27 protein-coding genes are annotated in these 25,783 nt (G+C 26.9%); 12 read left to right on the forward strand and 15 right to left on the reverse strand.

Features of this window, described 5'->3' with window-relative positions; all coding sequences use genetic code 11:
- Positions 1–31 precede the first annotated feature (31 nt).
- From ACNSOS_RS01820 to ACNSOS_RS01875, 12 genes are all read right to left on the reverse strand, one after another.
- Positions 32–1,651: a hypothetical protein gene (locus ACNSOS_RS01820; RefSeq protein WP_418185730.1), complete on the reverse strand. Its 1,620-nt coding sequence runs from the start codon at positions 1,649–1,651 to the stop codon at positions 32–34.
- A complete protein-coding gene (locus ACNSOS_RS01825) occupies positions 1,635–2,195 on the reverse strand; it encodes a HyaD/HybD family hydrogenase maturation endopeptidase (protein ID WP_418185731.1) in 561 nt (186 codons plus the stop codon). The genes ACNSOS_RS01820 and ACNSOS_RS01825 overlap by 17 nt, the downstream gene beginning before the upstream one ends.
- Complete coding sequence (gene cybH, locus ACNSOS_RS01830; RefSeq protein ID WP_418185732.1) at positions 2,195–2,860, reverse strand: Ni/Fe-hydrogenase, b-type cytochrome subunit; 666 nt, start codon at positions 2,858–2,860, stop codon at positions 2,195–2,197. The genes ACNSOS_RS01825 and cybH overlap by 1 nt, the downstream gene beginning before the upstream one ends.
- 20 nt (positions 2,861–2,880) lie before the next feature.
- Positions 2,881–4,611 (reverse strand): nickel-dependent hydrogenase large subunit, encoded by a 1,731-nt coding sequence (locus ACNSOS_RS01835; protein ID WP_418185733.1) that lies wholly within the window; start codon positions 4,609–4,611, stop codon positions 2,881–2,883.
- Positions 4,601–5,779 carry a hydrogenase small subunit gene (locus ACNSOS_RS01840; RefSeq protein WP_418185734.1) on the reverse strand — a complete coding sequence of 393 codons (1,179 nt, stop codon included), beginning with the start codon at positions 5,777–5,779 and terminating at the stop codon, positions 4,601–4,603. Before ACNSOS_RS01840 ends, ACNSOS_RS01835 begins: the two co-directional genes overlap by 11 nt.
- Before the next feature lie 72 nt (positions 5,780–5,851).
- The gene (locus ACNSOS_RS01845) at positions 5,852–7,351 is read right to left on the reverse strand and encodes a hypothetical protein (RefSeq protein ID WP_418185735.1); all 1,500 of its coding nucleotides are present in this window, start codon (positions 7,349–7,351) and stop codon (positions 5,852–5,854) included.
- Positions 7,335–7,940 (reverse strand): HyaD/HybD family hydrogenase maturation endopeptidase, encoded by a 606-nt coding sequence (locus tag ACNSOS_RS01850; RefSeq protein WP_418185736.1) that lies wholly within the window; start codon positions 7,938–7,940, stop codon positions 7,335–7,337. Before ACNSOS_RS01850 ends, ACNSOS_RS01845 begins: the two co-directional genes overlap by 17 nt.
- A 15-nt stretch (positions 7,941–7,955) precedes the next feature.
- Positions 7,956–8,657: a cytochrome b/b6 domain-containing protein gene (locus ACNSOS_RS01855; protein ID WP_418185737.1), complete on the reverse strand. Its 702-nt coding sequence runs from the start codon at positions 8,655–8,657 to the stop codon at positions 7,956–7,958.
- 10 nt (positions 8,658–8,667) lie between these two features.
- On the reverse strand, positions 8,668–10,392 hold the full coding sequence (locus ACNSOS_RS01860) for a nickel-dependent hydrogenase large subunit (RefSeq protein WP_418185738.1): 1,725 nt from the start codon (positions 10,390–10,392) through the stop codon (positions 8,668–8,670).
- Positions 10,392–11,627: a hydrogenase small subunit gene (locus ACNSOS_RS01865; protein ID WP_418185739.1), complete on the reverse strand. Its 1,236-nt coding sequence runs from the start codon at positions 11,625–11,627 to the stop codon at positions 10,392–10,394. The genes ACNSOS_RS01860 and ACNSOS_RS01865 overlap by 1 nt, the downstream gene beginning before the upstream one ends.
- A gap of 225 nt (positions 11,628–11,852) precedes the next feature.
- Positions 11,853–12,434, reverse strand: a complete 582-nt coding sequence (locus ACNSOS_RS01870) for a hypothetical protein (RefSeq protein ID WP_113909448.1) — start codon at positions 12,432–12,434, stop codon at positions 11,853–11,855.
- A gap of 1 nt (position 12,435) precedes the next feature.
- Positions 12,436–13,596 (reverse strand): FAD-dependent oxidoreductase, encoded by a 1,161-nt coding sequence (locus ACNSOS_RS01875; protein ID WP_418185740.1) that lies wholly within the window; start codon positions 13,594–13,596, stop codon positions 12,436–12,438.
- Positions 13,597–13,677: 81 nt separating this feature from the next.
- Between ACNSOS_RS01875 and ACNSOS_RS01880 the strand changes: the two genes are divergently transcribed.
- The 5 genes from ACNSOS_RS01880 (at position 13,678) to ACNSOS_RS01900 (ending at position 17,493) form a co-directional block, all read left to right on the forward strand.
- Positions 13,678–14,040 carry a response regulator gene (locus ACNSOS_RS01880; RefSeq protein WP_113893842.1) on the forward strand — a complete coding sequence of 121 codons (363 nt, stop codon included), beginning with the start codon at positions 13,678–13,680 and terminating at the stop codon, positions 14,038–14,040.
- Between the two features lie 7 nt (positions 14,041–14,047).
- Positions 14,048–14,665: a chemotaxis protein CheX gene (locus tag ACNSOS_RS01885; protein WP_113893844.1), complete on the forward strand. Its 618-nt coding sequence runs from the start codon at positions 14,048–14,050 to the stop codon at positions 14,663–14,665.
- Positions 14,662–16,158, forward strand: a complete 1,497-nt coding sequence (locus ACNSOS_RS01890; RefSeq protein WP_113893845.1) for a PAS domain-containing sensor histidine kinase — start codon at positions 14,662–14,664, stop codon at positions 16,156–16,158. The genes ACNSOS_RS01885 and ACNSOS_RS01890 overlap by 4 nt, the downstream gene beginning before the upstream one ends.
- Before the next feature lie 69 nt (positions 16,159–16,227).
- A complete protein-coding gene (locus ACNSOS_RS01895) occupies positions 16,228–17,091 on the forward strand; it encodes a DnaJ C-terminal domain-containing protein (RefSeq protein ID WP_418185741.1) in 864 nt (287 codons plus the stop codon).
- Positions 17,092–17,106: 15 nt separating this feature from the next.
- Entirely contained in the window at positions 17,107–17,493 is a 387-nt protein-coding gene (locus ACNSOS_RS01900) for a heat shock protein transcriptional repressor HspR (RefSeq protein ID WP_113893847.1), read from the forward strand.
- A gap of 10 nt (positions 17,494–17,503) precedes the next feature.
- Here the strand turns inward: ACNSOS_RS01900 and ACNSOS_RS01905 are convergent, their stop codons facing one another.
- Positions 17,504–18,574, reverse strand: a complete 1,071-nt coding sequence (locus tag ACNSOS_RS01905) for a DUF475 domain-containing protein (RefSeq protein WP_418185742.1) — start codon at positions 18,572–18,574, stop codon at positions 17,504–17,506.
- A gap of 238 nt (positions 18,575–18,812) precedes the next feature.
- Here ACNSOS_RS01905 and ACNSOS_RS01910 point away from each other — a divergent pair, with 238 nt between their 5' ends.
- From ACNSOS_RS01910 to ACNSOS_RS01935, 6 genes are all read left to right on the forward strand, one after another.
- On the forward strand, positions 18,813–19,073 hold the full coding sequence (locus tag ACNSOS_RS01910) for a helix-turn-helix domain-containing protein (protein WP_418185743.1): 261 nt from the start codon (positions 18,813–18,815) through the stop codon (positions 19,071–19,073).
- A 76-nt stretch (positions 19,074–19,149) separates the two neighbouring features.
- The gene (gene abc-f, locus ACNSOS_RS01915; RefSeq protein WP_418185744.1) at positions 19,150–21,096 is read left to right on the forward strand and encodes a ribosomal protection-like ABC-F family protein; all 1,947 of its coding nucleotides are present in this window, start codon (positions 19,150–19,152) and stop codon (positions 21,094–21,096) included.
- Positions 21,097–21,134: 38 nt separating this feature from the next.
- Positions 21,135–21,578 (forward strand): GatB/YqeY domain-containing protein, encoded by a 444-nt coding sequence (locus ACNSOS_RS01920; protein ID WP_418185745.1) that lies wholly within the window; start codon positions 21,135–21,137, stop codon positions 21,576–21,578.
- A 33-nt stretch (positions 21,579–21,611) separates the two neighbouring features.
- The gene (locus ACNSOS_RS01925) at positions 21,612–22,553 is read left to right on the forward strand and encodes a M23 family metallopeptidase (protein ID WP_418185746.1); all 942 of its coding nucleotides are present in this window, start codon (positions 21,612–21,614) and stop codon (positions 22,551–22,553) included.
- Positions 22,466–22,930: a bactofilin family protein gene (locus ACNSOS_RS01930; RefSeq protein WP_418185747.1), complete on the forward strand. Its 465-nt coding sequence runs from the start codon at positions 22,466–22,468 to the stop codon at positions 22,928–22,930. The genes ACNSOS_RS01925 and ACNSOS_RS01930 overlap by 88 nt, the downstream gene beginning before the upstream one ends.
- A gap of 95 nt (positions 22,931–23,025) precedes the next feature.
- The gene (locus tag ACNSOS_RS01935; protein ID WP_418185748.1) at positions 23,026–24,141 is read left to right on the forward strand and encodes a diguanylate cyclase; all 1,116 of its coding nucleotides are present in this window, start codon (positions 23,026–23,028) and stop codon (positions 24,139–24,141) included.
- Here the strand turns inward: ACNSOS_RS01935 and ACNSOS_RS01940 are convergent.
- Both ACNSOS_RS01940 and ACNSOS_RS01945 read right to left on the reverse strand, forming a co-directional pair.
- Positions 24,138–24,650, reverse strand: a complete 513-nt coding sequence (locus ACNSOS_RS01940) for an exonuclease domain-containing protein (RefSeq protein ID WP_418185749.1) — start codon at positions 24,648–24,650, stop codon at positions 24,138–24,140. The genes ACNSOS_RS01935 and ACNSOS_RS01940 overlap by 4 nt on opposite strands.
- Positions 24,647–24,862, reverse strand: a complete 216-nt coding sequence (locus tag ACNSOS_RS01945) for a tautomerase family protein (protein ID WP_418185750.1) — start codon at positions 24,860–24,862, stop codon at positions 24,647–24,649. Before ACNSOS_RS01945 ends, ACNSOS_RS01940 begins: the two co-directional genes overlap by 4 nt.
- A 91-nt stretch (positions 24,863–24,953) precedes the next feature.
- Here ACNSOS_RS01945 and ACNSOS_RS01950 point away from each other — a divergent pair, with 91 nt between their 5' ends.
- Positions 24,954–25,781 (forward strand): LysR family transcriptional regulator, encoded by an 828-nt coding sequence (locus ACNSOS_RS01950; protein ID WP_418185751.1) that lies wholly within the window; start codon positions 24,954–24,956, stop codon positions 25,779–25,781.
- The last annotated feature ends 2 nt before the right edge of the window (positions 25,782–25,783 follow it).

The following is a 25,783-nucleotide window of genomic DNA, read 5'->3' on the forward strand; positions in this document are numbered from 1 at the left end:
TCTTCTTTTTTATATAAGTTTAAAACTATACCTATTTTTGAATGACAAACTCTTTATTGTAGTAGATTTTGAAGTTTTTTGTTATACTTTTTTCAACAAGTTGATTAAATCTAATATTTGCAAACATATCACCACATAAACTAATACCATCAAGTTCATAGCTATTATGTAAAGTATCAACTTCATTGGCTATAAAGTGTGCAAAACTCTCCATAAATCCTAAGCTAATAGTTTCTTCATCAACACCTGCAAGTTTAAAACTCATGGCTGTTTTTATAAGTGGTAAATAGTCAAATTTTCTATTAAATACCTTTTTACTATCAAAAATTTTATAGTCAATTCTAGGTCCTTTTTCAAGTAGTGAATTTGAAGCATTTAAAACTATATCATTTTCAAAATTTAGCGCTATTTTTGTTATTTGCCAATATGTAAAAAATGATTTTTTTGAAAAATCTATCTTTGTATTTAGTGCTTTTTCATAATCATTTTTAAACTTTTCTTCATAGTTTTTTAGAAGTTTTTGTCCTTTTACGTCTTTTTTTATACTTTCAAAAACTTCATTTATTGAAGTTGGAATATATAAATCTTCTAAAATATCAACTAAACCATTTTGTGAGTAATAAGAGATTTTATCATCATTTAAAGAACTCATATAAAAGTTCAAAATAGACTTCTCAAATAATTCATTTTCAGCTAAAACAGTCATGAATTGGGCTTTATCTTTTTCTTTAAACTTACTAAAAATAGTATCCAGTTTTTTTGGATAATGATTTGAATTTAAAATTAACTTTTTATTATCAAAACATACTATTTTAGGAATATCTAAAAAGATATTATTACTACTTTTTACATCTAAAAAATAGTCAAATTTAGCATTTTCATCTTCAATATTTAAAAAATCAATCTTTAGCTTTTTAAGCTCTAAGCATAGTAGATATAAAGTCAAATCATTTGCAAATCGTAAACTAATTTTCTCTTTTTTTATATTATGTTTTAGTTTATATATCTCATTTATTTTAAACTCAATTTGTGGCTTTTCTATACTTGCAAGTGCTACAATAGAAGTTGCATTTTCTACAACCAAAGTATTGATATTTTCTAAATTTGTAACCAATAACTCTTTATGATTTTCTATATCTTTAACTTTAGAAAAAACAAAAACTCCACTTAAAGTTTTTATTTTGATTTTTTTATCTTCATTTATTAGTTGGCTTAAGTTTTCAAAAAGATTTTTATGTGATTTTATCTCTTTATTATCAAAGATAAAAGTTGCATTTTCGAAGCCTTTACAAACTTCACAAGATTTAAAAGCATTATAATAATCCAAACTTTTTTCATCTTCAACTTCTTTTAGACAAGTTGGACAAAAAGATATGATTTTATCATCATAAATAGTAGTTGAATCCTCTTTTGGTAAATTTTCAACTACTTCAACTTCAATACCATAATAAAAAATTGATATAGGAATATATAAAGATAAAGTTGAAGAAAACTCTTCTAAAATCTGTTCATTTGCTTGCATATATAAACAAATAAAATCAAGTTCCTGATATATTTTATAGCTACAATCGAACTTCTTTGAAGCAAAATCCAAAAACTTTACTAAAGTTTTATCACTTGATTTATAGGTAAATTTAAACTTTAGGACCATTTATAATATCTCTTTTAAAAGAAACCAAAGCTATGTTTCTTATATCAACTTCTTTTATTTGTTTTACTGTAACTTCAAGTTTTAAAAGATGCTCAACTATGACTTTTTCCATAGTTTTTGAAGCTTCTATAATTTCACTGCTTAACTCAAAAGTAGTATCATCTGCAACTCTTTTAGGAATTACTCCTAAAATATGCGTTGTAGGTAAATCTTTATTCATATCAATCATATTTAGTGTTTGAAGCATCTCAACTTCATGAGCACTTCCTTGCCAGTTTATATTTGAAGGAACTTTTTTAAAATCAAAGAAAAAAACATCTCCAGCTTTTGAATTTATTGCATCAATACAATCAATAATCAAAACTTCATCATACTTTACAATTTCTGGAATCAATCTTTGAGCTAAAGTTCCACCATCCACTAAACTTACACTATTTTTTTGCGATATAAACTCATACTTTTCATCTAAATAGTGAATAAAATGTGCACCAATCCCTTCATCTTGAAATAGGATATTTCCTATTCCTAAAATCAAGATATTCATTATTTATGGTCTTCCCATTTATATCCAGAGATAATAGAGTCCATATCTCCTTTTTTTCCATAAACAGAGTTAAAAACAACCAAATATATATGAATAGGTAAAAATATTATAAAAACCCACATACAAATATGATGAATTTCTCTAACCATAGCTAATCCACCCATTAAAACCTCTATTGGTCTTAAAACATCATACAAAAGCCCACCTAATCCTTCATGGTAAACATGAATATGTAAAATCAATCCAGTCAAAGAAATAAGTATCAAAGATATATAAATTCCAGAATATGCCATAAATTGTAGTGGATTATAAACACCTTTTATATGAGTGTGTTCACCTATTAAAATATAATACTTTATCTGTTTTATCCACATTTTTGGTGAAATAAAATCAAAAAAAGATATTCTTTCTTTTTTACTTTCTCTATCAAAAAAGAATAAATACATTTTTCCAATAGTTACACAAATCAATAAAAATCCAAAAATAATATGCCAACTTCTCATCAAAGCATTTAAAAAGTTTGTTGGCTCACCTCCATTTAAAGAAGGAGATATAAATGGATATGCTAAATAAAATCCAGTAAAAGTCAAAACTGTAATAGCAAGCATTCTAAGCCAGTGAGTAATCCTTAGCCATAAAGAGTATTCATAATGTTTTTTTATCATATTATATGCTCCAATTTATATTAGCAAGAAAAACCGTATAATGGATCTACTTTGTATGTTCCTAAGTCATTACCTTTTTTATCCATAACATGAACTGCACAAGCAATACAAGGGTCAAAACTGTGTATTATTCTGATAATTTCAAGAGGTTGAGAAATATCTTGAACTTTTAAACCAACTAAATTTGCTTCATAAGGTCCCATTTGTCCTTTTGCATCTATTGGTCCTGCATTCCAAGTTGAAGGAACAACAGCTTGATAGTTTTCAACAACTCCATTTTTTATTCTAATCCAGTGAGATAACATTCCTCTTGGAACATCTCCTATAAATCTTCCTTTATACTCTTTATCTTTATCAATATTATAAGAAGTAAAAGTTGTCTCATCTACTTTTAGATTTTCTATTAAAGTATGAAAAGCTTCTAATCCATGTTTAGCAACAGCTTTTACTTGTAACATTCTAGCTGCTGTTCTTCCTAATGTAGTAAATAATGCACTTTTTGGTAAACCAGTTTTTTGTAGAAACTCATCTACTATTGGAACTATTTTTTTATTTCCTTTTGCATAAGATATTAAAATACATGCAAGAGGTCCAACTTCCATAGCATTTCCATCATATCTTGGAGATTTAATCCAAGTATATTTTCCTTTTTCATCTACAACTTTAGAATGAACTACTTCGTTATTCATTCCAATAGTATCCATATCTCTTAATCCTGTATATAAAGGATTTGTTTTACCATCATAAGGATGAAGTGCTTCATTGTTTTCATACCAAGAGTGAGTTGCTTCTTCTGTTATCAAATTTTCATTTATATCGTAAACTTTTGATAAATCTCCATCAAAAATAATTCCAGAATCAAATAAAAATTCCGTTTTATTTAATCTCATCTCTTGATGAGCCATAAAATTCATAACTCCAGCTGGTCTTGTAACAGATAACTCATCTTTAAATACGCTTGCTGCCATTATGATATCTGCTTGATAAGCATTTTCTATAAACTCTGCACCAACTTTAAATAAAGTTAAATATTCTCCCATTCTTGAAGGGTCTAATAAATCCATAACACAAGTTACTCCACCAACTGTTAAACTTTGTGGATGTGGTTGTTTTCCCCCAAAAATAGCCATAAGTTTTGCTAAATCTCTTTGAACTTCTAAAGCTTTTAAATAGTGACTTAATAAAATTAAGTTTTGTTCAGGACTTAATCTATAAGTTTTATGTCCCCAATAAGCATTTGCAAACGGTCCTAATTGTCCTTTTTCTACAAACTCTTTAACTCTTGTTTTTACTTTTTTTAAGTCATTTTCTCCAGTTGCTATTGGGAAATCACTATATTTAAATGCCTCTTTTGAAGCTTTTTGTTCATCTGCATCAAGAGCAGATACAACATCAACCCAATCAAGACCATGTAAATGGTAAAAATGTACTATATGGTCATGCATAAACAAAGCCATATTCATCAAACTTCTTGTAAGTTTTGCATTTATTGGTGGAACTATTCCTAAAGCATCTTCAACTGCTTCAATTCCTGCTCTATAATGAGAAAATGTACAAACACCACAGATTCTTTGCATTAAAAACCCAGCATCTCTTGGGTCTCTATTTTTTACTATTGTTTCTAAACCTCTCCATAATGTCGAAGATGAATACGCTTTTTGAATCACATTATTTTCATCAACTTCAACTTCTATTCGCAAGTGCCCTTCAATTCTTGTAATTGGGTCTATTATTACTCTTTTATTCGGCATCATGTTCTCCTTCTTGCGAATCTTTTGGATTTTTAAATTTTGAAATAGCTGCATGTGCTGCAATACCAATTCCTGTAAGAGTTAGTAATCCAACTCCTATTTTATCAGCTGTTGCATCAGCTCCTAAACCTTTGAATACTGTACTATAAAGTCTATTTGCAATTGGTTCTTCAAAAGGTCCCATAGTGTCCCAAAAATTTGGTTCACTACACCCAATACAGCCATGCCCTGCTTGAATAGGCCAAGAAGTATGAGAATTAAATTTATTTTTTGAACAGTTATTAAAAGTATATGGCCCTTTACAACCTACTTTATATAAACAATATCCTTTTTTTGCACCTTCATCTCCAAACTCTTCTACAAACTCACCTGCGTCAAAATGCCCTCTTCTTTCACATAAATCGTGAATTCTTAATCCATAAGCCCATTTTGGTCTATTGTAAACATCAAGAGATGGTAAAGTTCCATAAAGAATATAATGAAGTAAAGTTCCAACTATATTTTTTTCACTTGGAGGACAGCCAGGAACATTTATTACTAATTTATCTGTAACTTTCGATAAAGCTTTTGCTCCAGTTGGATTTGGAATTGCTGCTTGAACTCCACCAAAAGATGAACAAGTTCCTATTGCAAATATTGCTAAAGCATTGTTTGAAGCATCAATTGCTGATTGTTCTCCTGTTTTTCCATGGCCACCAATAGTTAAGAAAGTAGCATTTTCTCCAGTTGGAATCCCACCTTCAACCATTAAAATATATCTTCCTTTATATTTTTCAATAGCTGATTCAAGATTGTGTTCAGCTTGCCATCCAGCTGCTGCCATCAAAGTTTCATGATACTCTAAAGATATATAATCGAAAATTAATGAATCAATAGTTGGAGCATCTGTTCTAAGTAATGATTCACTACATCCTGTACATTCAGCCATATGAAGCCAAATAATAGGTAGTCTATCACTTAAAGAGGCTGCTTTTGCAACTAAAGGAGTAAAAGTTGCAGGAAGTGCTAGCATAGCAGTCATTGCTGTAGCCCATTTCATAAAATCTCTTCTTGAGATACCTTTTTCCTCCAAATGAGAATCAATAGATTTTTCTTCTTTAAATCTTGGTAGTTTTTCTAAATCTAATAACCTATTAGATAATTTTTCATAGAGTTTTTTATTTTTCAAGTGCGACCTTTTTAAATAATATAGGGTTTATTCTATCATATTTATCTTATATACTCTCTTGTTTGTGGATTTCTAATAATCTAAAGGATACTCTTTTGGTAAAATTAGATTGTGATTTTTACTTAACTCTTTTAAAACTTTATTTAAAATTAATCTGTTTGCAAAAATATCTCCACAAAGAACTATATCTTTTGCTTTTATTTGTCTTGCTATCTCTTTTGAATATTCAACAATAAATTCCCCTAAAAATTCATAAAATGAGTAAGCTAATGTTTCATTATCAACATCGGCCATTTTATATGACATTATTGATTGAATAATTTTTCTATAATCTAAATAATTTTTATCTTCAACTTTATTAATTTTCATATCAATTTGAACACCATTAGAATAGCTACTACTCAATACCAACTCTTCAAATTCAAGAATATTATTTAAACCTAAAACTTTTGCACAAATTTCGATGATAGAACCAAATGAATTTAAGTTTGATAATTTTTGATTTAAAATATCAGGGTATTTTTTTATAAAATTATCTATCAATCTTTTAGAATTTTCATCAATAAATGAAATATCTTCAAAAACTTTATCAATAGAATTGTCTATTTCTGGAACATATATAACTCTTTTTTCTTTTCCATTTGAAATATTTATATCTACAAAACTATTTTTTGAGCTTTGTGAAAAATATACTCCAATAGTTGAAATATTCTCTTTTAATTCATAAGAAATAATTGACTTATATATATTTGGAAAAGAGTTAAAATACTCTTCTTTTGTATTAAAAACTTTTTTTAAAGCAAAATCATATTTAGGGAAAAGTGTTTTTTCATCACTTATAACAATATTTTTATCATTATTATTTATAGCTTTTAACTCTTTTTCATCACTTGTATATAAAATATAATCTATATTTTGTTTAGTTAAAGCTTGTGAGAGAAGTAACATATCTTTATTATTTGGTAATCTTGTATAAATATATTTTGAATTTGAAATATTTAAGTATTCATCTTGAAGCTTTAATCTTACAAGAGGTCTTTCAATAGAACATAACAAAGCTAAATCAGAGTCATCGATTTTTACAATATTACTTATTTTATTACTATTGCAAATTAAAAGTTTAATCTCTTCATTATTTATTTTCAATTCTTCTAAAATCTTTTTATTTGGTAAAAATATTTTTATATTTTTATATTCAACAACTTCATTTTTAGATAATTTTATTATATTATCTAAAAAATCAAAGTAATTATCTTCTAAAATTTCATTTATTTTTTTTAGTGTTAAAATCTCAAAATTTGGTTTGATATTAAAATCTTTTATCTCTTCCAAATTTTCATCAAAAGTATCAATAACATAAGATTTTGATATAAACATAGAAATAGGAAGTTTTTTTTCTAAAGTAGTAAAGAATTCTTCTATTTTGTCACTACTATCTTCAAAAATTATAAGAATAAATCCAAAATATTGTTTTGTGAATGCTTTTATATTATCTTCAACTATTAATTCATCAATTAATTTTTTAAAATATAAAGCTGTTGAATTAAATTCAATTTTATAGATTAATTTCATGAGTAAAATCCTCTTCATTTGGAATTCTACTTAAATGTGTACCATTGTAGCTTCCTATCATACTTTTTACTATATCACTAACACCTATCTCATCTTTTTTTGAATATGAAAAACCTAAATCTTCAATTTCTTTCAATGCAGTTTTTATAAAAAGAGGAAAAAATTCTTCCATTTTTTGAGTAAGACCTATTTCTACACTCTGTATATCTTGAGGAACTATACCTATGATTGTTACATTTGCATGAGAATCTAATACAGAAACTATCTCTAACATTTCAATAATTTCTACTTCATGGGCAGTTTTTCTATATTTTCCAAGTCCTAATAAAACATCACTAGGAAGTCTAAAAATAGATCCAACTTCATCTTCAATAGATACAGTATCTAAGATAATGACATTATCATAATCTTGAAAATATGCCATTAGCTTAAATCCTAATGTTCCACCATCAATTATCTCTAAATCACTACTAATATTATAGTTTTGCTTTATATATTCACTTGCATAAATACCTATGCCCTCATCTTTAAAGAGCATATTACCAACACCAATTACAATAGATTTTTTCATATAAAGTTTAAGAATCAAGCTTTCGCTTAACTCTTATTTCTCCTCTTCTTTTACAAATTTACTTCCACCAAAAACAATAGCAATATCACCTTCTTTCCAGAATATTGTTCTCCAAACTTGATAGTAAATATGAAACATAACCCATACTAAAATAAAATACATAGTATAATGATGAGCTATTCTAACTCCCATATTTCCACCAAAAACATATAAAGTCCAATCTGTAACTAAGTGTAGCATTGCTGGCCACCAAGTACCAATAGAACTTTCTCCAGAAGCCAATCCATGTACATACAGTTGAAGTCCTGTAAATAACATAAACCCTAACAATAGATGGAATATTGTAAAAAATACAATATTAAAGCTATCACTATGGGCTGAATTAAATTTTTTTCTTCTATTTAATGTAATTAAATTTAAAAATACCTCAAAAAATTCAACAAGATTTGTTTTTGTTGGAATTAGCTTTTTATATGGTTTTTCAAACCTAGAAAAAAAGTATAAATATCCAACTAAAACAGCTGTTACATCAAAGATAATAGCAACTATAAAGTGTGACCATCTATTCCAAGCCATTACATATTTATCTACAGCTGGGTCAGCTATAAATGTTTGATAATATGGATGTCCAATATACAGTCCAGTAACTACTGCAATTATCATACTAAAGAATGTTACCCAATGCACTATTCTCATAGTTTTAGTCATTCTTTTTACTTCTATATTTTTTGCCATAAGTTACTCCTTAAATTGGATTTACTTTATATACACCAAGTTCTTTACCATTTGTATCTATGATATGAACAGCACAAGCAATACACGGATCAAAACTATGAATAGTTCTTAAAATTTCTAAAGGTTGATCAGGATTTGCTACCTTTGTACCAATCAATGATGATTCATAAGCACCTAATTTTCCTTTATAATCCCTAGGAGCTGCATTCCACGTTGAGGGAACAACTGCTTGATAATTTTCTACTTTTCCATCTTTTATTTTTACCCAATGTCCTAATGCACCTCTAGGAGCCTCTTCAAGTCCTATTCCTTTTGCATCTTTCGCAACATTATTAAAATCAAACTCCGTCCAAGTTGATAAATCTCCATGTGCAACATTTAAAGCTAACTCATCTACCCATTCCATCATAATATCAGCCATAAGCTCGCTTTCTATTGCACGTGCTGCTGTTCTTCCAACTGTTGAAAATAATACATTTGCAGGAAGATTTGCATTTGTTAAAAAATTTGTAACATATTTTTTGATTCTTTCATCATTACTTGCATATCCTACAATCATTCTAGCAAGAGGACCAACTTCCATTCTCTCATCGTCATAAAGAGGTGATTTAATCCAAGAATATTTATTTTTTGTATCTAAATATGCAATATTATCTTCTTTCTTACCAAAACCTGTATAATTTGGCTTAGTAACTCCATCATATGGATGTAAATTTGTATTACCTTCATACCAAGCATGAGTTACATCTTCTGTTATTTTAGTTTCATCTACTTCAAAAACTTTAGTTAAATCTCTATTTTTTACAATTCCTGATGGAAAAAGTTTTGAAGAGTTATAAAATGGTAAATCATCTAATCTAAACCCACCATAAGACATATAGTTTCCTACACCTCCACCAATTCCTTCTAAAGCTTCATCAGCATACATAGTTCCAGCCATATAAACATCACTTAAATATGCTTCCTTTGTAAATTTCTGACCTCTTTTTAAAATTTGTTTAAATTCTGCAATTCTTGCAGGATTTTTAATATCTTGAACACATGTAACTCCACCAACAACAAAAGATTGTGGATGTGGGTTTTTACCACCAAAAATAGCCATCATTTTTGCTAAATCTCTTTGTAATTCAAGTGCATCAAGATAATGAGATAGTCCAATTAAGTTTTGTTCAGGAGTAAGTTTAAACCCTTTTGAACCCCAGTAAGCATTTCCAAAAATCCCTAGTCTTCCTTGTTTTACATATTTTGTAACCCTTTCTTGAACTTGAGCATATACATCTTCATTTGCATTCCATGGTCTTTGCCCTGATATTTTTGCCCACTTTTGAGCTTCAACAACAGTTGCCTTAGGATCAGCTTTAAGTGCTTCAGTTATATCAACCCAATCAAGTGCATGTAAATGGTAAAAATGAACAATATGATCATGAAGGTATAAAGCACCTTGTATAAGGTTTCTAACTAACCTTGCATTTTTTGGAATAGTTACATTAAAAGCATGTTCAACTGCTTCAATACTTCTTTGATAATGTGTTCCTGTACAAACTCCACAAATTCTCATTGCAAGTAATCCACAATCTCTTGGATCTCTTCCTTTTAGTATTTCTTCAATTCCTCTAAACATTGTTGAAGAAGAATAAGCATCTGTTACAACATTGTTTTCATCTATAATTGCTTCAATTCTAAGATGTCCTTCAATTCTTGTAATTGGATCAATTACTAAATGTTTTTTTGCCATTATTTTTCTTCTCCTTCATTTGATTTTTTACCAGCAATGATACTTGCAACAGCATGAACTCCAATACCAACAGCAGTTGCTGTTAATAATCCTAGTCCAAATTCATCAACAGTTTTTTCAACTCCACCTGTTGGAGCTTTTATTCGTGCAGTTGCCATTGGTCTTTCATAAGCATATTTATCCCAAAAATCTGGCTCACTACACCCAATACAGCCTCTACCAACACCTATAGGCCAATTTATACCATCATTATATCTTATGATTGAGCAGTTATTAAATGTCATAGGTCCTTTACAACCGACTTTATATAGACACCAATTATTTTTAGCCCCTTCATCTCCCCACTCTTCAACAAACTCGCCAGCATCAAAATGAGCTCTTCTTTCACAGTTATCATGAATTCTATAACCAAATGCAAACTTAGGTCGTAAAAGTGAATCAAGTTCTGGAATTTGTCCAGTTAAAACATAATGTAAGATTACTCCAACCATATTTGCTGGATTTGCAGGACAAGCTGGAATATTTACTATTGGTTTTCCCTTTACTAAATCCATAACACCAACAGCACCTGTTGGATTAGGAGCAGCAGCTGGAACTCCACCAAAGGTAGCACATGTACCAACAGCAACAATAGCTGCTGCATCTTTTGATATTCTCATTAGATGTTCATGGAAAGTTTCTCCCATAGCACCAATCGTACCATATTGACCATTCATAGCCATAGGAATTGAACCTTCTACAAAAAGTAAATATTTACCTTTAAAGTGTTCAACTGCTTCTTCAAGTTGTTTATCAGCATCATGTCCAGCAGCTGCTTGTAATGCTTCATGAAATTCCAAACTTAAAACATCAAACAGCAAATCATCAACTGTTGGAGCAGAACTTCTTAAAAGTGCTTCAGAATTTCCAGCACAGTCTTGTAACTCTAGCCAAAGAACAGGTACTCTATTCATAAGCTCAGTAGCTTCTGCTACAAGTGGAGCAAACATAGGAGGAAGCATAAGAGTAGCAGTTGTTGCACTCACCCACTTCATAAAATCCCTTCTATTTATTCCTTCACTCTCTATAATATCTAGCATATCAATATTTTTAAGTGGTGTTTCTTCTCTTAAAGCTTTTAATCTATTTTTTGATTTTTCAAATAATAAGTTATAATACTCATCACCTTTATTTGTATTTACTCTTGTTGATTTTTGAGTAAATACTTCCCTTACTCTATCCATTGAATCAGTCATATCTGTTCCTCCTACAAATAAATATCTGTATCTAAAAGATAATCCTTTAATACTTATACAATACTTAATGTTTTTTTGGGAAAAGAGTGAAAATTTAATATATTAAAGATTTTTTAATTTTTGGTAAAAAAATATTTCCGATTTTATCGAATACGAATATTTATCTTGTTCTAATTTTATATAAGAAATATTAAAATTAAGTTTTTTTTTAGTTTTGTTACAGTTTTACTCAAACTTGTTTAAGTTTTTAAAAAACTCATCCAAATTTATATCTATTTCATCATTCGTTATTCCATCTTGCAATGCACCTTTTTTTACACTACTTTTAAAAAGCCTTTCTATACTACCATCTTCAAAAATAGTATATACAAAATAGCTATTTTGTGAATTATCATCTAATCTTAAAGCTTTTATAAAAGAACCATCAGAATCATTTATTAAAGGAATTTTTGAAGTTTGATACATTTTTTCAAGTTCACCATTTATAGCTATTTGTTTAATCAACCAAGGAGTATTTGATATATTTGCAACTAAAACTATATTTTTATTTGTTTTTTTATACAAATCTTTAAAAATAGCTAAAGAATCATGATTTAATACAATTATGTAACTTTGTTCACTATTTTTAAAAAGTTCATCTTTTTTTGTATATGGATTTTTACCTATAACATCAAAAAAATTAGGAATATCATTTAAACTTAACTCTTGTTTTATCTCATCTTCATTACTGAAATCTGGAATTGTCAAATAAACTAACAACGCAAATCCTACTAAACCTAAAAAAACTACTTTTATTGTATTTTTCATTTTAATCCTTATATTTTTTTGCCCATCGTGAAAATAATCTATAGTTTGTAATATTATCATCTAATATCTTATTATTTATTACAAACTCTACCAAATTTGAAGCCAAATACAACGAAAGTACAAAGCCTCTTCCTCCTACACCATTTAAAGTGTAAATATTTTCATAAAGTACTAAATTTTCATTTTTAATGTGTGTACCATTTTTGATATGAGGATATTTTTCAAAACTTTTTTTGCTATCAACTAAAGTTCCAACCATAGGAAAATAATCTATGCTAGAAGCTCTTGAGCCTATTTTTATATCAATAACTTCAATATCTTCTAGCTTTTTTATATCATTTGCTTTTTTTAAAAGTTCCTCTGTATCATTGTTTATTATTTCTAAAGTTTTTTTATTATGTTTTATATTATTTATATTTTTAAGTTTCAAATTATATGAAGTATCTTCCATATTTTCTTTGAATCTGTGGTGTGTTGCTCCAATAGAGATAAAATTTTTACCATTTTTAGGAATATTTTTTGATAATGAACACTCTTTATGATAATTTATATCTATTTTTGTAGAACTCAAAATATCTATTTTTTGTCCCCAAACTGCTCTTATATCAAAATATTCTTCATTTATTAAAGATATATCTGCACCTGTAGATAAAAATAACTTTTTTGCTTCAATTTCATCATTTATTATCCATAAATCATCTTTTTTTTCTATTTTTAAAACATCATAATTGAATAATTTTTCTACATCTTTAGATAATTTTTTACATATTTCATAAGAGCTAACAACACTTCCAATATCAAAAAAATAGCCATCTTCAAAAGCCTTAAAATCAAAATCCATATGAGGAATATAACTTTTAAATTTATCAAAATCTTCTTGATTCTTTGGAATTCTACAAGTTCCAAAATTTTGAAAATATTCGGCAAAATCTTTTTTATAAATTTCCAAAGAGAATTTTAAAGCTTTTGTAACCAAAGATTTAAACTCATTTGGTTTTCCTAAAAGTGGAGATAAAAATGCTCCAGCAGCTCCACTTGCTCCAAAAGCAACATCACTATTTTTATCTATCAATAAAATATTTTTTGAATATTGTTTTAAAAAATAAGATAAAGAGCATCCACAAATTCCTGCTCCAATAATTATATAGTCATACTTTTTCATAAAAAAGAGTATATCTAAATTTCATAAAGTAATTTTTAAATATTACTCGATAAAATACAATATTATTTTAAAAGGTAGTTTATGAAAATTTTGGTAACTGATGATTCAAAAATAGCAAGAAAAATGGTTATAAGGACTATAGAAGAAGCTCTAGGTCAAGAATATCAAATTCTTGAAGCACAAAATGGACAAGAAGCATTGGATTTATATAAAGAACATAAACCAAATATAACTTTTATGGATTTAACAATGCCTATTATGAATGGTTTTGATTCTTTAAAATATATAAAAGAGTTTGATAAAGAGGCAAAAGTTATAATAATTTCAGCAGATATTCAAAAACAAGCTATCGATAGAGCTATAGAACTTGGTGCATTTAATTTTATAAAAAAACCTATTGATATTACAAAAATGCAACAAATATTAAATAAACTAGTATTTTAGGCTAAAAATGGAATCAAATATAATACTAACAGAAGACGAAATAGATTGCCTTCAAGAACTTATGAATGTTGCTTATGGTAGTGCGACAGCTGCAATTACTGAAATTTTAGATGCTTTTGCAAGATTAAGTATTCCAAAAATAAAAATTATAGATGCTTCAAAATTACAAGAGCATTTATCAAATGAGTTAAATCTTGAAAATGAGCATCTAATTGCTCTTCAACAAATAAATGGTCGTTTAAGTGGTGAAAATATGTTTTTAATTGATAAAAAATCTGCAATTAATATGGCATATAAATTTGGATTAAATGAAGATGAAATAACAGATGAAGATATTTGTGATATAACTTTAGAAATAACAAATGTTCTATCATCATCAACTATTAGTAAACTAGCTGAAGATATAGAAACAAATGTTTCCTTTTCAGCACCAACAATAAAAGTTGTAAATTCAATGAAACAATTGAATAATCTTTTTATAAATAACTATGAAAAAGTTATTATAATATCTACAAAATTAGAGTTTGAAGATTTAAATATTCATGGAGAACTATTTATATTAACAACTGATAACTCTATTCTTTTTATAAAAGATAAACTAAATAAAATTTTGGATGAACTTTGAAAATAAAAGATACTAGATGTGATATCATCACAAATACAGTTGATAATGGAATTATAGTACTAAACAAAGATTTAACTGTTATATTTTGGAATAAATGGCTTGAACTAAGAACAGGAATTAGTAGTTCAGCAATTGTAGATAAAAATATTTTATCTTTTTATTCAAATATAGATGAAAAAAGATTAAAAAGAAAAATAATTACTTCTCTAAAACTTAATTCACCTACTTTTTATACTCCTCAGACAAATGATTATCTTATAAACATAGAGTTAAAAAATGTTGCTGATAAAGTATTTAACCAAATGCAACAAAGCATAACAATAGCACCTTTAGATATTGAAAATGAGTTAGTTGTTTTGTATATTTATGATGTAACACTATTGAGTGAAATCAACTTTAAATTAAAAGTTGCAAAAGAAGAACTGAATGAGAAAAATGAAGAGCTAAGACTTATTTTAGATGCTACAATGGAAGCTATTATTATTTTTAAAGATGACAAAGTAGTTGATTGCAATAAAATTGCAGTTGAACTTTTGAATAAGGATATTAAATTTGATTTAATAAATAAAAATTTCAATGAAATAATTTTTGATAAATATATCTGCGAAAAATCAAATAAAAATAGTATTGAAACTGTAATAATTAGAGATGATGGTAGTAAATTCAGTGCAGTTATAAATGTAAAAGATGCTTTTATAAATAAGCAAATTTTTAAAATTCTGACTATTATTGATATAGAAGATATAAAAAGAAAAGAAAATCTCATGGCTGAACAATCAAAATTAGCAGCGATGGGCGAAATGATAGCAAATATTGCACACCAATGGAGGCAACCTTTAAATATTATATCTATTACTGCATCAAATATTAAACTTAAAAATGATTTGGATAATTTGGATAGTGATAGTTTAAAAGATTCATTAAAACTTATTTTAAAGACAACTGAACACCTTTCAAATACAATTGATACTTTTAATGATTTTCTTAAAATACATAAAGATAAATCTTTATTTAATGTAAATGAAAATATTAAAAATAGTATAACTTTAGTAGAAGATTTTTTTAGAAACTTCAATATAGAAATAATCTTAGATTTAGAAGATAATATCTATGTTTATAATGTAGAAAATGAATTTTCTCAAGCAATAATAAATATTCTTAATAATGCAAAAGATGCCTTAAACTTAAATATAAAAGAAGATGATACTAGAATCATCAAAGTTAGTACAAAAAAAGTTGGAAATTTTGTTGAAATTTCAATTTTAGATAATGCATCTGGAATAAAAGCTGATATTATTGATAAAATTTTTGAACCTTACTTCACAACAAAACATCAATATCAAGGAACAGGACTTGGTTTATATATGACTAGAAAGATTATAAATCAGAGTATGGGTGGAGATATTAGTGTTAAAAATATTAAATTTATGCATAATAATATTGTATGTAAAGGTGCTATATTTAAAATAACTCTTCCTTATAAAGTTGATTGACATTGACTCAACCTTTTTGATATAATTAAATTCTAAAATTTGAATAATTTATTAGAATAGGAAGAAAATATGGCAAAAAGTTTATATGAAACATTAGAAGTTAGTGAAAATGCAACTCCTGAAGAGATAAAAAAAGCTTATAGAAAACTTGCAAGAAAATATCATCCAGATGTAAATAAAGACCCAAAAGCTGAAGACAAATTTAAAGAGATAAATGCAGCTTATGAAGTTTTAAGTAATCCAGAAAAAAAACAACAATATGACCAATATGGTGATTCTATGTTTGGTGGACAAAATTTTAGTGATTTTGCACGAAGCCAAGGACAAGGTGTTGATTTAGATGAGATTCTAAGACAGATGTTTGGTGGAGCTGGTGGGTTTGGTGGTGGTTTTAGTAGAGGTGGATTTGGAAATTTTGGTTTTGATGAACCAGATTTAGATACAAATGCTCAAGTTACAATACCTTTTGATATATCAATTCTTGGTGGTAAACAACATATATCTTTAAGCAATGACTCTTTTGATGTAAAAATACCAGAAGGAATTGAAAGTGGTCAAAAGATACGAGCTAAAGGGAAAGGGAAATCATATCAAGGACAAAAAGGTGATTTAATCCTTAAAATAAATGTATCTCCAAGCAACGAATACTCAAGAGAAGGTGATACATTGACAAAATATTTTGATGTTCCTTTAAAAACTGCACTTTTTGGTGGTAAAATTGATATAAAAACAATTCATAAAGATATTACCTTAAAAGTCCCTCAAAATACTAAGCAAAATCAAAAATTTAGAGTAAAAGAGCTTGGCGTTTTAAATAGAAAAAGTGGAATAAAAGGAGATTTATATCTCAAAGCAAATATTGTTTTACCAAAACTTGAAGAGTTAGATGAAAGTTTAGTAAAAATAATGGAAGAGAAACTTCCAAATAACTAAAAGGAGTTTTGAGAAATGGAAAAGAATAGTTATATAGAACCTGTATATTTAATATCAGCTGTTGCAGAAATTTTAAATATTCATCCACAAACCCTAAGACAATATGAGAGAGAAGGTCTAATAAAACCGAGCCGTACAAATGGTAAAATAAGACTTTATTCACAAAAAGATATAAATCACATAAAATATGTTTTAACTTTAACAAGAGAATTAGGAGTAAATATTGCTGGTGTTGATATTATCTTACAATTAAACAAAAAAATAGAAGATTTAGAAAATGAAGTTGAAATATATAAAAATAAAATACAAAATATCAACTCTCTAAGTGTAGTACCTGATAAAAAAGCTTTAGTTGTACAGAAAAGTTCTTTTGAAATGGTGATTATAAAAAATAGTAAGTAATTTTTACTTACTATTTCCCATCTAAAATAAATTGTCTATTTTTATAGATTGAGTGAATGAATGCCAATGTTATAGGAACAATAGCAAAAGTTGTTATAAGCATTGGGGGTAAATGGTAAAAAATTTGAATCAACATAGATAAAGCTAAAAGTCCAATACTCCACATAGCTCCATGTTCTAAATAGATATATTTTGAAACAACTTCTCGTTCAACCATATATATTGTAAGACTTCTAACTGCCATTGCTCCAACACCAAGACCTAACATTATAATAACAATATTTTGAGTAATAGCAAATGCTCCTAAAACTCCATCAAGAGAAAAACTCATATCGATAAGTTCAAGATACATAAAAGATACAAAGCCACCACTTAATTTTGTAACATCTGCTCCTGATTCCTCATCTTCATTTCTACTTTCAATAACACCTTTTAAAAGTTCTATTAAATAAAAAGCAATAACTCCAATAATCATTGGAACCAAAATTTCTAACTTATTTACAGTTACCATTTTATCACCCATCACGACTTCATTTGGGGCAATATACGTGATACCTAACATTAAAAACATTATAAAAAGTGCCTTTATATCACCTACTTTTGAAAGTTTAACTGCAAAATTTTCGATACTTTTTATCCAGTGAATATCTTTATTTTCATCAAATAAAAACTTTAAAAATAGCATCAAAAGGAACATTCCACCAAAAGACATAATAACGTGATGAGAATTTTGTATAATCTTTTCATATTCAACTGGATTATTCACTGCAAGATCAAAAGAATCAATAAATCCCATAGAAGTTGAAAAATATACTATTAAAATAGGAAATACAAATCTAACACCAAAAACTGCTATTAGCATTCCCCAAATAAGAAATCTTCTTCTCCAAACAAGAGCCATTGTAGCCAAAATAGTAGCATTTACAACAGCATTATCAAATGATAAACTCAATTCCAAAACTGAAAGTATCGTCCCTTGATAAACTGCAAAGAATCCACCATACAAAAATAATAGAATAGTTGCTACAAACCAAACTGCAAAGAAACCATAAAAATATGAAATAATTGGTTTTTGTTTCAAATTAATCCCTTAAAATTTTTTTGCTATTGTATCTAAAATTTTTAAATTTAATGATTGCATTCAAATTTTTCTAGAAAAAAACATATAAACACCAATAATAAGAATTTGAAATGTCACTATAAAGAATGTCGCTTCCATAATTAATCACCTTATAATATTTATGTTATATATGAATTATATATTACTAATTGATAAAAGATACTTAAACAAATAGTATTCAAATTTTATTGAGGTAATTATGAAAAGTATTTTTCCAGATATTGACAAAAGTAAATTAGATGATTTTTATATTCTAATTGGTAATAATGTAAAAAGAATTAGGAAAGAAAAAGGTTTAAGCCAATTAGAATTAGCAATAATGATTGGTCAAAAAAGTACATCTTTTTATTCAAATTGTGAGAATTATAAAAATAAAGAACATTTTAATCTTGAACATCTATTTTTAATATCAAATATTCTAAACATAGATATAAATGAATTTTTTAAAAAGAACGATTAAAAGTCAACCATAATCACTTATTAACATATTTTTAGATACTATAATCTCTTTAAATATATAGGAAAACAATTATAATATGGCACTAATCGACCTTCAAAATATTTCAAAACAATATGATATAAAAGTTATTTTAAAAGATGCAAATTTTACTTTAAATAGTGGGCAAAGAGTTGCAGTTATTGGACAAAATGGACAAGGAAAATCAACACTTTTTAAGATTATTATGAAAACCGTTGAACCAGATAGTGGAGAAATGGCTATTGATAAATCTATAAAAATAGAGATGCTTGACCAACAACCAAAATTTGCTTCAAATTTATCTGTAAGAGATGCAATTGAAAATCAACTTGTTGAGCTTAAAAGTGCAAAAAATGAGTATGAAAATATCACAAATAAGTTGATTACAGAGTATGAGAATGAAGACCTTTTGAGAAAACAAAGTGATTTAGCATCATTCTTAGAGTTTCACAATGCTTGGGATTTAGATAATATGATAGAACGAGTTTTAGTTGAATTTCAACTAAAACAGTATGAGTTTAAAGATGTAAATATGCTAAGTGGTGGAGAACAGCGTCGAGTTAGCTTGGCTGGATTGATACTAAAAAAACCTGATGTTTTACTTCTTGATGAACCTACAAACCACCTTGATGTTTATATGGTTGAGTTTTTAGAACAACTTTTATTAAAAAACAACTTCACTTTACTTTTCATCTCTCACGATAGATATTTTATAGACAATATTGCAACAAGTGTAGTAGAAGTTGATAGTGGAGAACTAAGACGTTTTAATGGTGGATACTCTTCATATTTGGAGCAAAAAGCACAAATTTTATCAAATATGCAAAAAGAGCATGAAAATCTTTTGCGAATGGTAAAACAAGAAGCTCACTGGATGCAGCACGGAGTAACTGCAAGAAGAAAAAGGAATGAAAGAAGAAAAGCAGAATATTTTGATTTAAAACAAAAAGCAAAATCAAATCCAGCAGCAATAAGAAAAATGAGTTTGGAACTTCAAAGAGAGCAAAAAAGTTTTAATAGTGAAGAAAAACAACAAAATAGAAAAAAAATGCTTTACGAACTAGACAATGTTTATAAAACTTTGGGTGAAAAAGAGTTAATCAAAGATTTTACAACTAGAATCTTACAAAAGGATACTATTGCAATAGTTGGTCCAAATGGTACTGGAAAATCAACACTTCTTAAAATATTTATGGAAAAACTAAAAGTCGATAAAGGAAGCTTCAAAAAAGGTGATTTTCAAATAGGTTATTTTGACCAACAAAGGGAGATGCTTGATGATAATAAAACTATTATGGAGATTTTTTGCCCAAATGGTGGAGATAGAGTAATTCTTGATGATGGAAGGAATATGCATGTTTTTGGCTACTTAAAAAACTTTTTATTTCCAAAAGAATATTTAGATAAGAAAGTTGGAGTTTTAAGTGGTGGAGAAAAAAATCGTGTTGCTTTGGCACTTCTTTTTACTAAAAGAGTTGATTGTATGATTTTAGATGAACCTACAAATGATTTAGATATTCCTACAATAAATATTTTAGAAGAGTATTTGCAAAACTTTCAAGGTGCTTTGATATTTGTTTCTCATGATAGATATTTTGTAGATAAAATTGCAAAAAAACTTTTTGTATTTACTGGAAATGGACATATTATGGAAAGCTTTCAACCATATAGTGAATATTTAGAAATTGAAAAAGAGTTAAAGGAACTTGATTCTTTAGAGGTTGAAATCGCAAAAGAAAAGAATAGTATAAAAACTGTAACTGAAACAAAAAAACAAACAAAATTATCATATAAAGACCAAAGAGAATATGATAATCTACCAAAAGAAATAGAAGATTTGGAAAAAATAATAAAAGAATTAAATGATTGCTTAGCCAATCCAAAATGTTATGAACAAAAAGGAATCATTACTCTATCGACTGAGCTTGAAAAAACTAAAGAAATTTATGAACAAAAAGTAGATAGATTTTTAGAAATTGAAGAGATAATAGAAAGTTTTAACTAAAAAATAATATAATCAAATCTTTAAAAAAGGAAAAAAATATGAGTTTAAAAGAAAAATTAAGTGAAGATTTAAAACAAGCAATGAGAGATAAAGAAGTTGTGAAAAGAGATTCAATTCGTGCAATTAACACAATGATAAAGCAAATTGAAGTTGATGAAAGAAGAGTTTTAGACGATAGTGAAGTTATAAAACTTATTCAAAAGGGAATTAAACAAAGAGAAGAAGCAATAGCTCAATATAGTGCAGCTTCAAGAGATGATTTAGTTCAAAAAGAGCAAGAACAAGTTGATGTTTTTATACAATACTTACCAAAACAACTAAGTGATACTGAACTTGAAATTGGAATGAAAGAGATTATCAGTGAAGTTGGAGCAACAAATATAAAAGATATGGGTAAAGTTATGGGTGCAGCTTCAAAAAAATTTGCTGGTGTTGCTGATGGAAAAAGAATAAATGAGATGGTTAAAAAACTTTTAGCTTAATGCTATTTATCTAAAGTTTTAAAGGGGAAACCAGTGGATAAATATGCAAATAAGTATATAACATTTACAATAAATGATGACAATGGTATAAAACAATTAAAGATAAAAAGAAAACCTTTTTTTTATACTCTATATACTATTCTCATCAGTTCTGTACTCTTGATTTGCTCTTTTATTTTTGTGAATATAATATTGGTTCAAGTGGATAAAGATAGACTTTCAATAGAACTTGAGTTAGTTGAATTTCAAAGAATAAATGAAGAACTTAATACTCTTATAAATCAGACTCAAATGGAGCTTCACGAGAAAAAAGAAGAAATTAGTGAAGCAACAGATTATCTTACTAAGATAGAGTCAATTATTGGTTTATCAACAGAAAATGAACTCCCTTTAAAACAAAGAGTTGATATAGCAAGACTTGATTCAGAACAAAGAACAACTCTCTTACAATTAATTCCTAGTGGTTCTCCTATGGAAAAAATAGAAATTTCTAGCTATTTTGGATATAGACATCACCCAATTTTAAATAAAAAAGCTTTACATTTAGGAATTGATTTAAGAGCACCTATTGGAACTCCTGTTTATGCTACAGCAGATGGGATAGTAGAAAATGCTACATTTGATAAATATAATGGAAATTTAATAACACTTCAGCATATTTATGGTTTTAAGTCTTATTATGCTCATTTAAATAAAACTGTAGTAGAATCAGGAACTTTTGTTAAAAAAGGTGATTTAATAGCATACTCAGGCAATACAGGAATGAGTAGTGGACCTCATTTACACTATGAGGTACGTTTTTTATCAAAATCATTAAACCCACTTACATTTGTAAAATGGGATATAACAAATTATACAGAAATATTTGAAAAGGAAACAGAAATATCATGGGAATCTTTAGTAACAGCAATCAATCATATCAAAATACAAGATCCGACTCCTCAACTACAATTATCACTGCAGGAACCCAAATAAAAGGTGATATAAAATTAGCTTGTAATTTATATATAGATGGCTATTTTGAAGGAAACATTATCTCTGAACAAGAGATAAATATAGGTAAAGAAGGTAAAATAAAAGGCGAAATAACAGCTTTAAGAGTTGTAGTACAAGGCTTAGCCGAAGGTTCAATAAATGCTTCAAGAGTTGATATAAAACCTGATGGAAAAGTAATAGGATCTGTTGTTTCAGAAGAATTTGTGATAGAAGCAAAAGGTCTTTTTGAAGGAAATAGTTCTGTTAAAAAATCATCTATAAATAACCTTAATGAAAAAGAAAATTCTAAAATAGAAAAAGATTTAGAAGAAGCTAATAATGCGTCAATAGATATAAATTCAGAGAATAAAATTTAATTAAATTTATATTTTTATTATTTTAGATATAATTTCAAGCTTAGATTAGTATATAATCTGAGATTGAAATAAATTATTATTTTTTAAGGTAAAATATGAAAAACTTTTTAAGTCAATTAAATGAAATAGAATACAATGAAGCTATTACAAATAATATTGACTCTTTAGAAAAACTTATTCAACTTCTTTTAAAAAGAATTCACCCGCATAATATAGATGTTATAGTAGATATTTTAAAACAATCAATTACTCCATCAATCAGTCAAGACAATGATAATAGCATAGATATTTTATTTGATGAAATAAAAAAGAATCCAAAACTTATTTTTGAAAAAAATATACAAATAAAAATAGAAAAACTTATTATTCAAAGATTTGAAAAAGATAAAAAACTAGTTATTCAAAAAACAGAAGATATATCAAAACTTGTTTTACTTATGGAAGAGTATTTTAATGAAGCTATTTTTAGTAGTGGAACTGGTTCTAAAAATGTTTTAAATATAAAAGAAAAAATAGTATCAATGAATATTAAAAATGGTGGTATTGAAGTTTTAGAACAATTAAAAAAAGAACTTGTCTCAGCTGCTACATCTATAGAACAAGAGATGAATAATGTAACAAATAAACTCGAAAGTGGAAAGTCTAAAATAGAAGAACTTGAAGAAAAAATAAGTAGTTTAGAAAATGAATTAAATAGAACTAAAGCTGAAAATAGAAAAGATTTTTTAACTCAAGTTCTTACAAGAAAATCTTTTAACGAAGAGATAATAAAAATAGAAAGTTCATATAATAGATTAAAAACTCAATATGCGGTAGTATTTTTTGACATTGATTTTTTTAAAAAAGTAAATGATACTTATGGTCATGAATGTGGAGATGTAGTTCTTTCAACTTTTGGAAAAATCTTAGATAAAAGTATAAGAGATCATGACTTAGTAGGTCGTTATGGTGGAGAAGAATTTATTGCTGTTGTACATTTTAATCTTGATAGAGAACTTTTAATGTTCTTAAAAAGAATAAAAACTATTGTTACAGAAAATAGTTTTATATACCAAGATAAAAAAATAAAACTTACATTCTCAGCTGGAGTTGCTGTAAGAAATAAATATCCAACTTATGAAAATACAGTACAAAAAGCTGATAATTTGCTTTATAGAGCGAAACAAAGTGGTAGAAATAAAATTTTATTAGATAATGGAGTTGAGATTTAAAAAAGATTCATCTTTTTTAAAATCTCATAAGTTTTTGTAACATCATAAGTTGCACTATGGTATTTTGAAGAATCAAATTCGATACCATAATAATTACAAACTTCATCTAATTTTGGATTTTTTAGCCGTCCTATTTTATCATATACTTTTATTATATTTTTATTTTCTTTCATAGTACAAATATGTTTTTTGAAATTCACTCTTTTATCTATATGCCTCAATTCAAAGTCTATATTATGAGCTATTAACACTTCACTATTTTTACAAAATTCTTCAAAATCCAAATCTTGAGTAAAATATGAACTATAACTTTTATCTTTTCTATAATCTAAAATAAGCTCTGGAGTTAATCTATGAACGGCATAAGAATGTATATTTAATGGATACCTAGAAAGATAATATCTATGAAATTTATCTAATATATTAAATTTTGTATCTATTTTTACTGCTGCAATTTCAAAAATATCACCAATATTATGTGTATTCGTCTCAAAATCCAAAATTATCATTTTATTTTTTGTTCTTCTCTTATTTTTGTAACAGATTTTCCACCAATATAATAATTGTCTGTACTATGTTCTTCTATTAAAACAATAGCATTTGAAGATGGACGATTGAATATTTTACTAAAAGCTTCACTTATACTTTTTGCCAACTCCTCTTTTTGTTCTAATGTTGCTCCACCATCTTCTTTTGTCATTTTTACACTGATTATAGGCATTTAATCTCCTTTTTAATTTTAATTATAATATCATTAAAAATGATACTATGTCAAATATAAAATTACGATTTATAATATAAGGAAAAGTGATATGGACTCAAATTTATTAAAAATTTTTGTAGAAGTTACAAATGAAAAAAGTATATCTAAAGCTGCTATAAATCTAGGTTTTGCACAATCAAATGTAACTTCAAGAATAAAACAATTAGAGAAAGTAATAGGAAGTTCTTTATTTCACAGAGTTCCAAAAGGTGTAATCTTGACGAAAGAAGGTGAGAAATTATACTCTTATGCAGTAGAAATTGTAAAAAAAATTGAACTTGCAAACTTTGAGATGCAAAATATTCACAATCAAAAACATTTAATTATTGGTTCAACAGAATCAAATGCAAGTACAAGATTAATACCTTTTTTACTTCAATTAAATAAAGATTTTCCAAATATGAGTTTAGAACTCATAACAAATACAACAAAAGATACTATAAAAAATCTTTTAGAATATAAGGTTGATATTGCATTTATAAGTGGTAAACCACAAAATGATGAGATAATTATTATAAATAAAATTGAGGAAAATATAGTTTTAGTTGAACCAAAGGATAAAAAATGCCCTAATGTGTTTTTATCGTTTAAAAATGGTTGTGCATATAATGATTTTGGGAAAAACTACTTAAAAGAATTTTTAAGTCAAGAATATAAACATTTAGAATTTGGAAATTATGAAACAATTTTAGGCTGTGTAAAAGCTGGTATGGGTAAAAGTATTTTACCACTTAGTATAATAGAAAAACTAAATTATAAAAATGATTTAAATATTAAAAAGATTCCCAAAAATGTATTAAATATCCCTACTTTCTTAGTTTGTAGAAAAGATTATATTCCTAGAATTAAAAAGTATTTAGAAGACTTTAAATTCTAGGA

The organism is Aliarcobacter vitoriensis (assembly GCF_048320235.1).
Lineage (GTDB): Bacteria > Campylobacterota > Campylobacteria > Campylobacterales > Arcobacteraceae > Aliarcobacter > Aliarcobacter vitoriensis.

Bases quoted from the DNA above. Each gene is read 5' to 3' on its own strand.
- ACNSOS_RS01825 (WP_418185731.1), bottom strand. From the start codon at position 2,195: ATGAATATCTTGATTTTAGGAATAGGAAATATCCTATTTCAAGATGAA.
- cybH (WP_418185732.1), bottom strand. From the start codon at position 2,860: ATGATAAAAAAACATTATGAATACTCTTTATGGCTAAGGATTACTCAC.
- ACNSOS_RS01870 (WP_113909448.1), bottom strand. From the start codon at position 12,434: ATGAAAAATACAATAAAAGTAGTTTTTTTAGGTTTAGTAGGATTTGCG.
- ACNSOS_RS01835 (WP_418185733.1), bottom strand. From the start codon at position 4,611: ATGCCGAATAAAAGAGTAATAATAGACCCAATTACAAGAATTGAAGGG.
- ACNSOS_RS01820 (WP_418185730.1), bottom strand. From the start codon at position 1,651: ATGGTCCTAAAGTTTAAATTTACCTATAAATCAAGTGATAAAACTTTA.
- ACNSOS_RS01950 (WP_418185751.1), top strand. From the start codon at position 24,954: ATGGACTCAAATTTATTAAAAATTTTTGTAGAAGTTACAAATGAAAAA.
- ACNSOS_RS01940 (WP_418185749.1), bottom strand. From the start codon at position 24,650: ATGATAATTTTGGATTTTGAGACGAATACACATAATATTGGTGATATT.
- ACNSOS_RS01920 (WP_418185745.1), top strand. From the start codon at position 21,135: ATGAGTTTAAAAGAAAAATTAAGTGAAGATTTAAAACAAGCAATGAGA.
- ACNSOS_RS01845 (WP_418185735.1), bottom strand. From the start codon at position 7,351: ATGAAATTAATCTATAAAATTGAATTTAATTCAACAGCTTTATATTTT.
- ACNSOS_RS01860 (WP_418185738.1), bottom strand. From the start codon at position 10,392: ATGGCAAAAAAACATTTAGTAATTGATCCAATTACAAGAATTGAAGGA.
- ACNSOS_RS01885 (WP_113893844.1), top strand. From the start codon at position 14,048: ATGGAATCAAATATAATACTAACAGAAGACGAAATAGATTGCCTTCAA.
- ACNSOS_RS01910 (WP_418185743.1), top strand. From the start codon at position 18,813: ATGAAAAGTATTTTTCCAGATATTGACAAAAGTAAATTAGATGATTTT.
- ACNSOS_RS01895 (WP_418185741.1), top strand. From the start codon at position 16,228: ATGGCAAAAAGTTTATATGAAACATTAGAAGTTAGTGAAAATGCAACT.
- ACNSOS_RS01930 (WP_418185747.1), top strand. From the start codon at position 22,466: ATGGGAATCTTTAGTAACAGCAATCAATCATATCAAAATACAAGATCC.
- ACNSOS_RS01945 (WP_418185750.1), bottom strand. From the start codon at position 24,862: ATGCCTATAATCAGTGTAAAAATGACAAAAGAAGATGGTGGAGCAACA.
- ACNSOS_RS01880 (WP_113893842.1), top strand. From the start codon at position 13,678: ATGAAAATTTTGGTAACTGATGATTCAAAAATAGCAAGAAAAATGGTT.
- ACNSOS_RS01900 (WP_113893847.1), top strand. From the start codon at position 17,107: ATGGAAAAGAATAGTTATATAGAACCTGTATATTTAATATCAGCTGTT.
- ACNSOS_RS01875 (WP_418185740.1), bottom strand. From the start codon at position 13,596: ATGAAAAAGTATGACTATATAATTATTGGAGCAGGAATTTGTGGATGC.
- abc-f (WP_418185744.1), top strand. From the start codon at position 19,150: ATGGCACTAATCGACCTTCAAAATATTTCAAAACAATATGATATAAAA.
- ACNSOS_RS01935 (WP_418185748.1), top strand. From the start codon at position 23,026: ATGAAAAACTTTTTAAGTCAATTAAATGAAATAGAATACAATGAAGCT.
- ACNSOS_RS01865 (WP_418185739.1), bottom strand. From the start codon at position 11,627: ATGACTGATTCAATGGATAGAGTAAGGGAAGTATTTACTCAAAAATCA.
- ACNSOS_RS01855 (WP_418185737.1), bottom strand. From the start codon at position 8,657: ATGGCAAAAAATATAGAAGTAAAAAGAATGACTAAAACTATGAGAATA.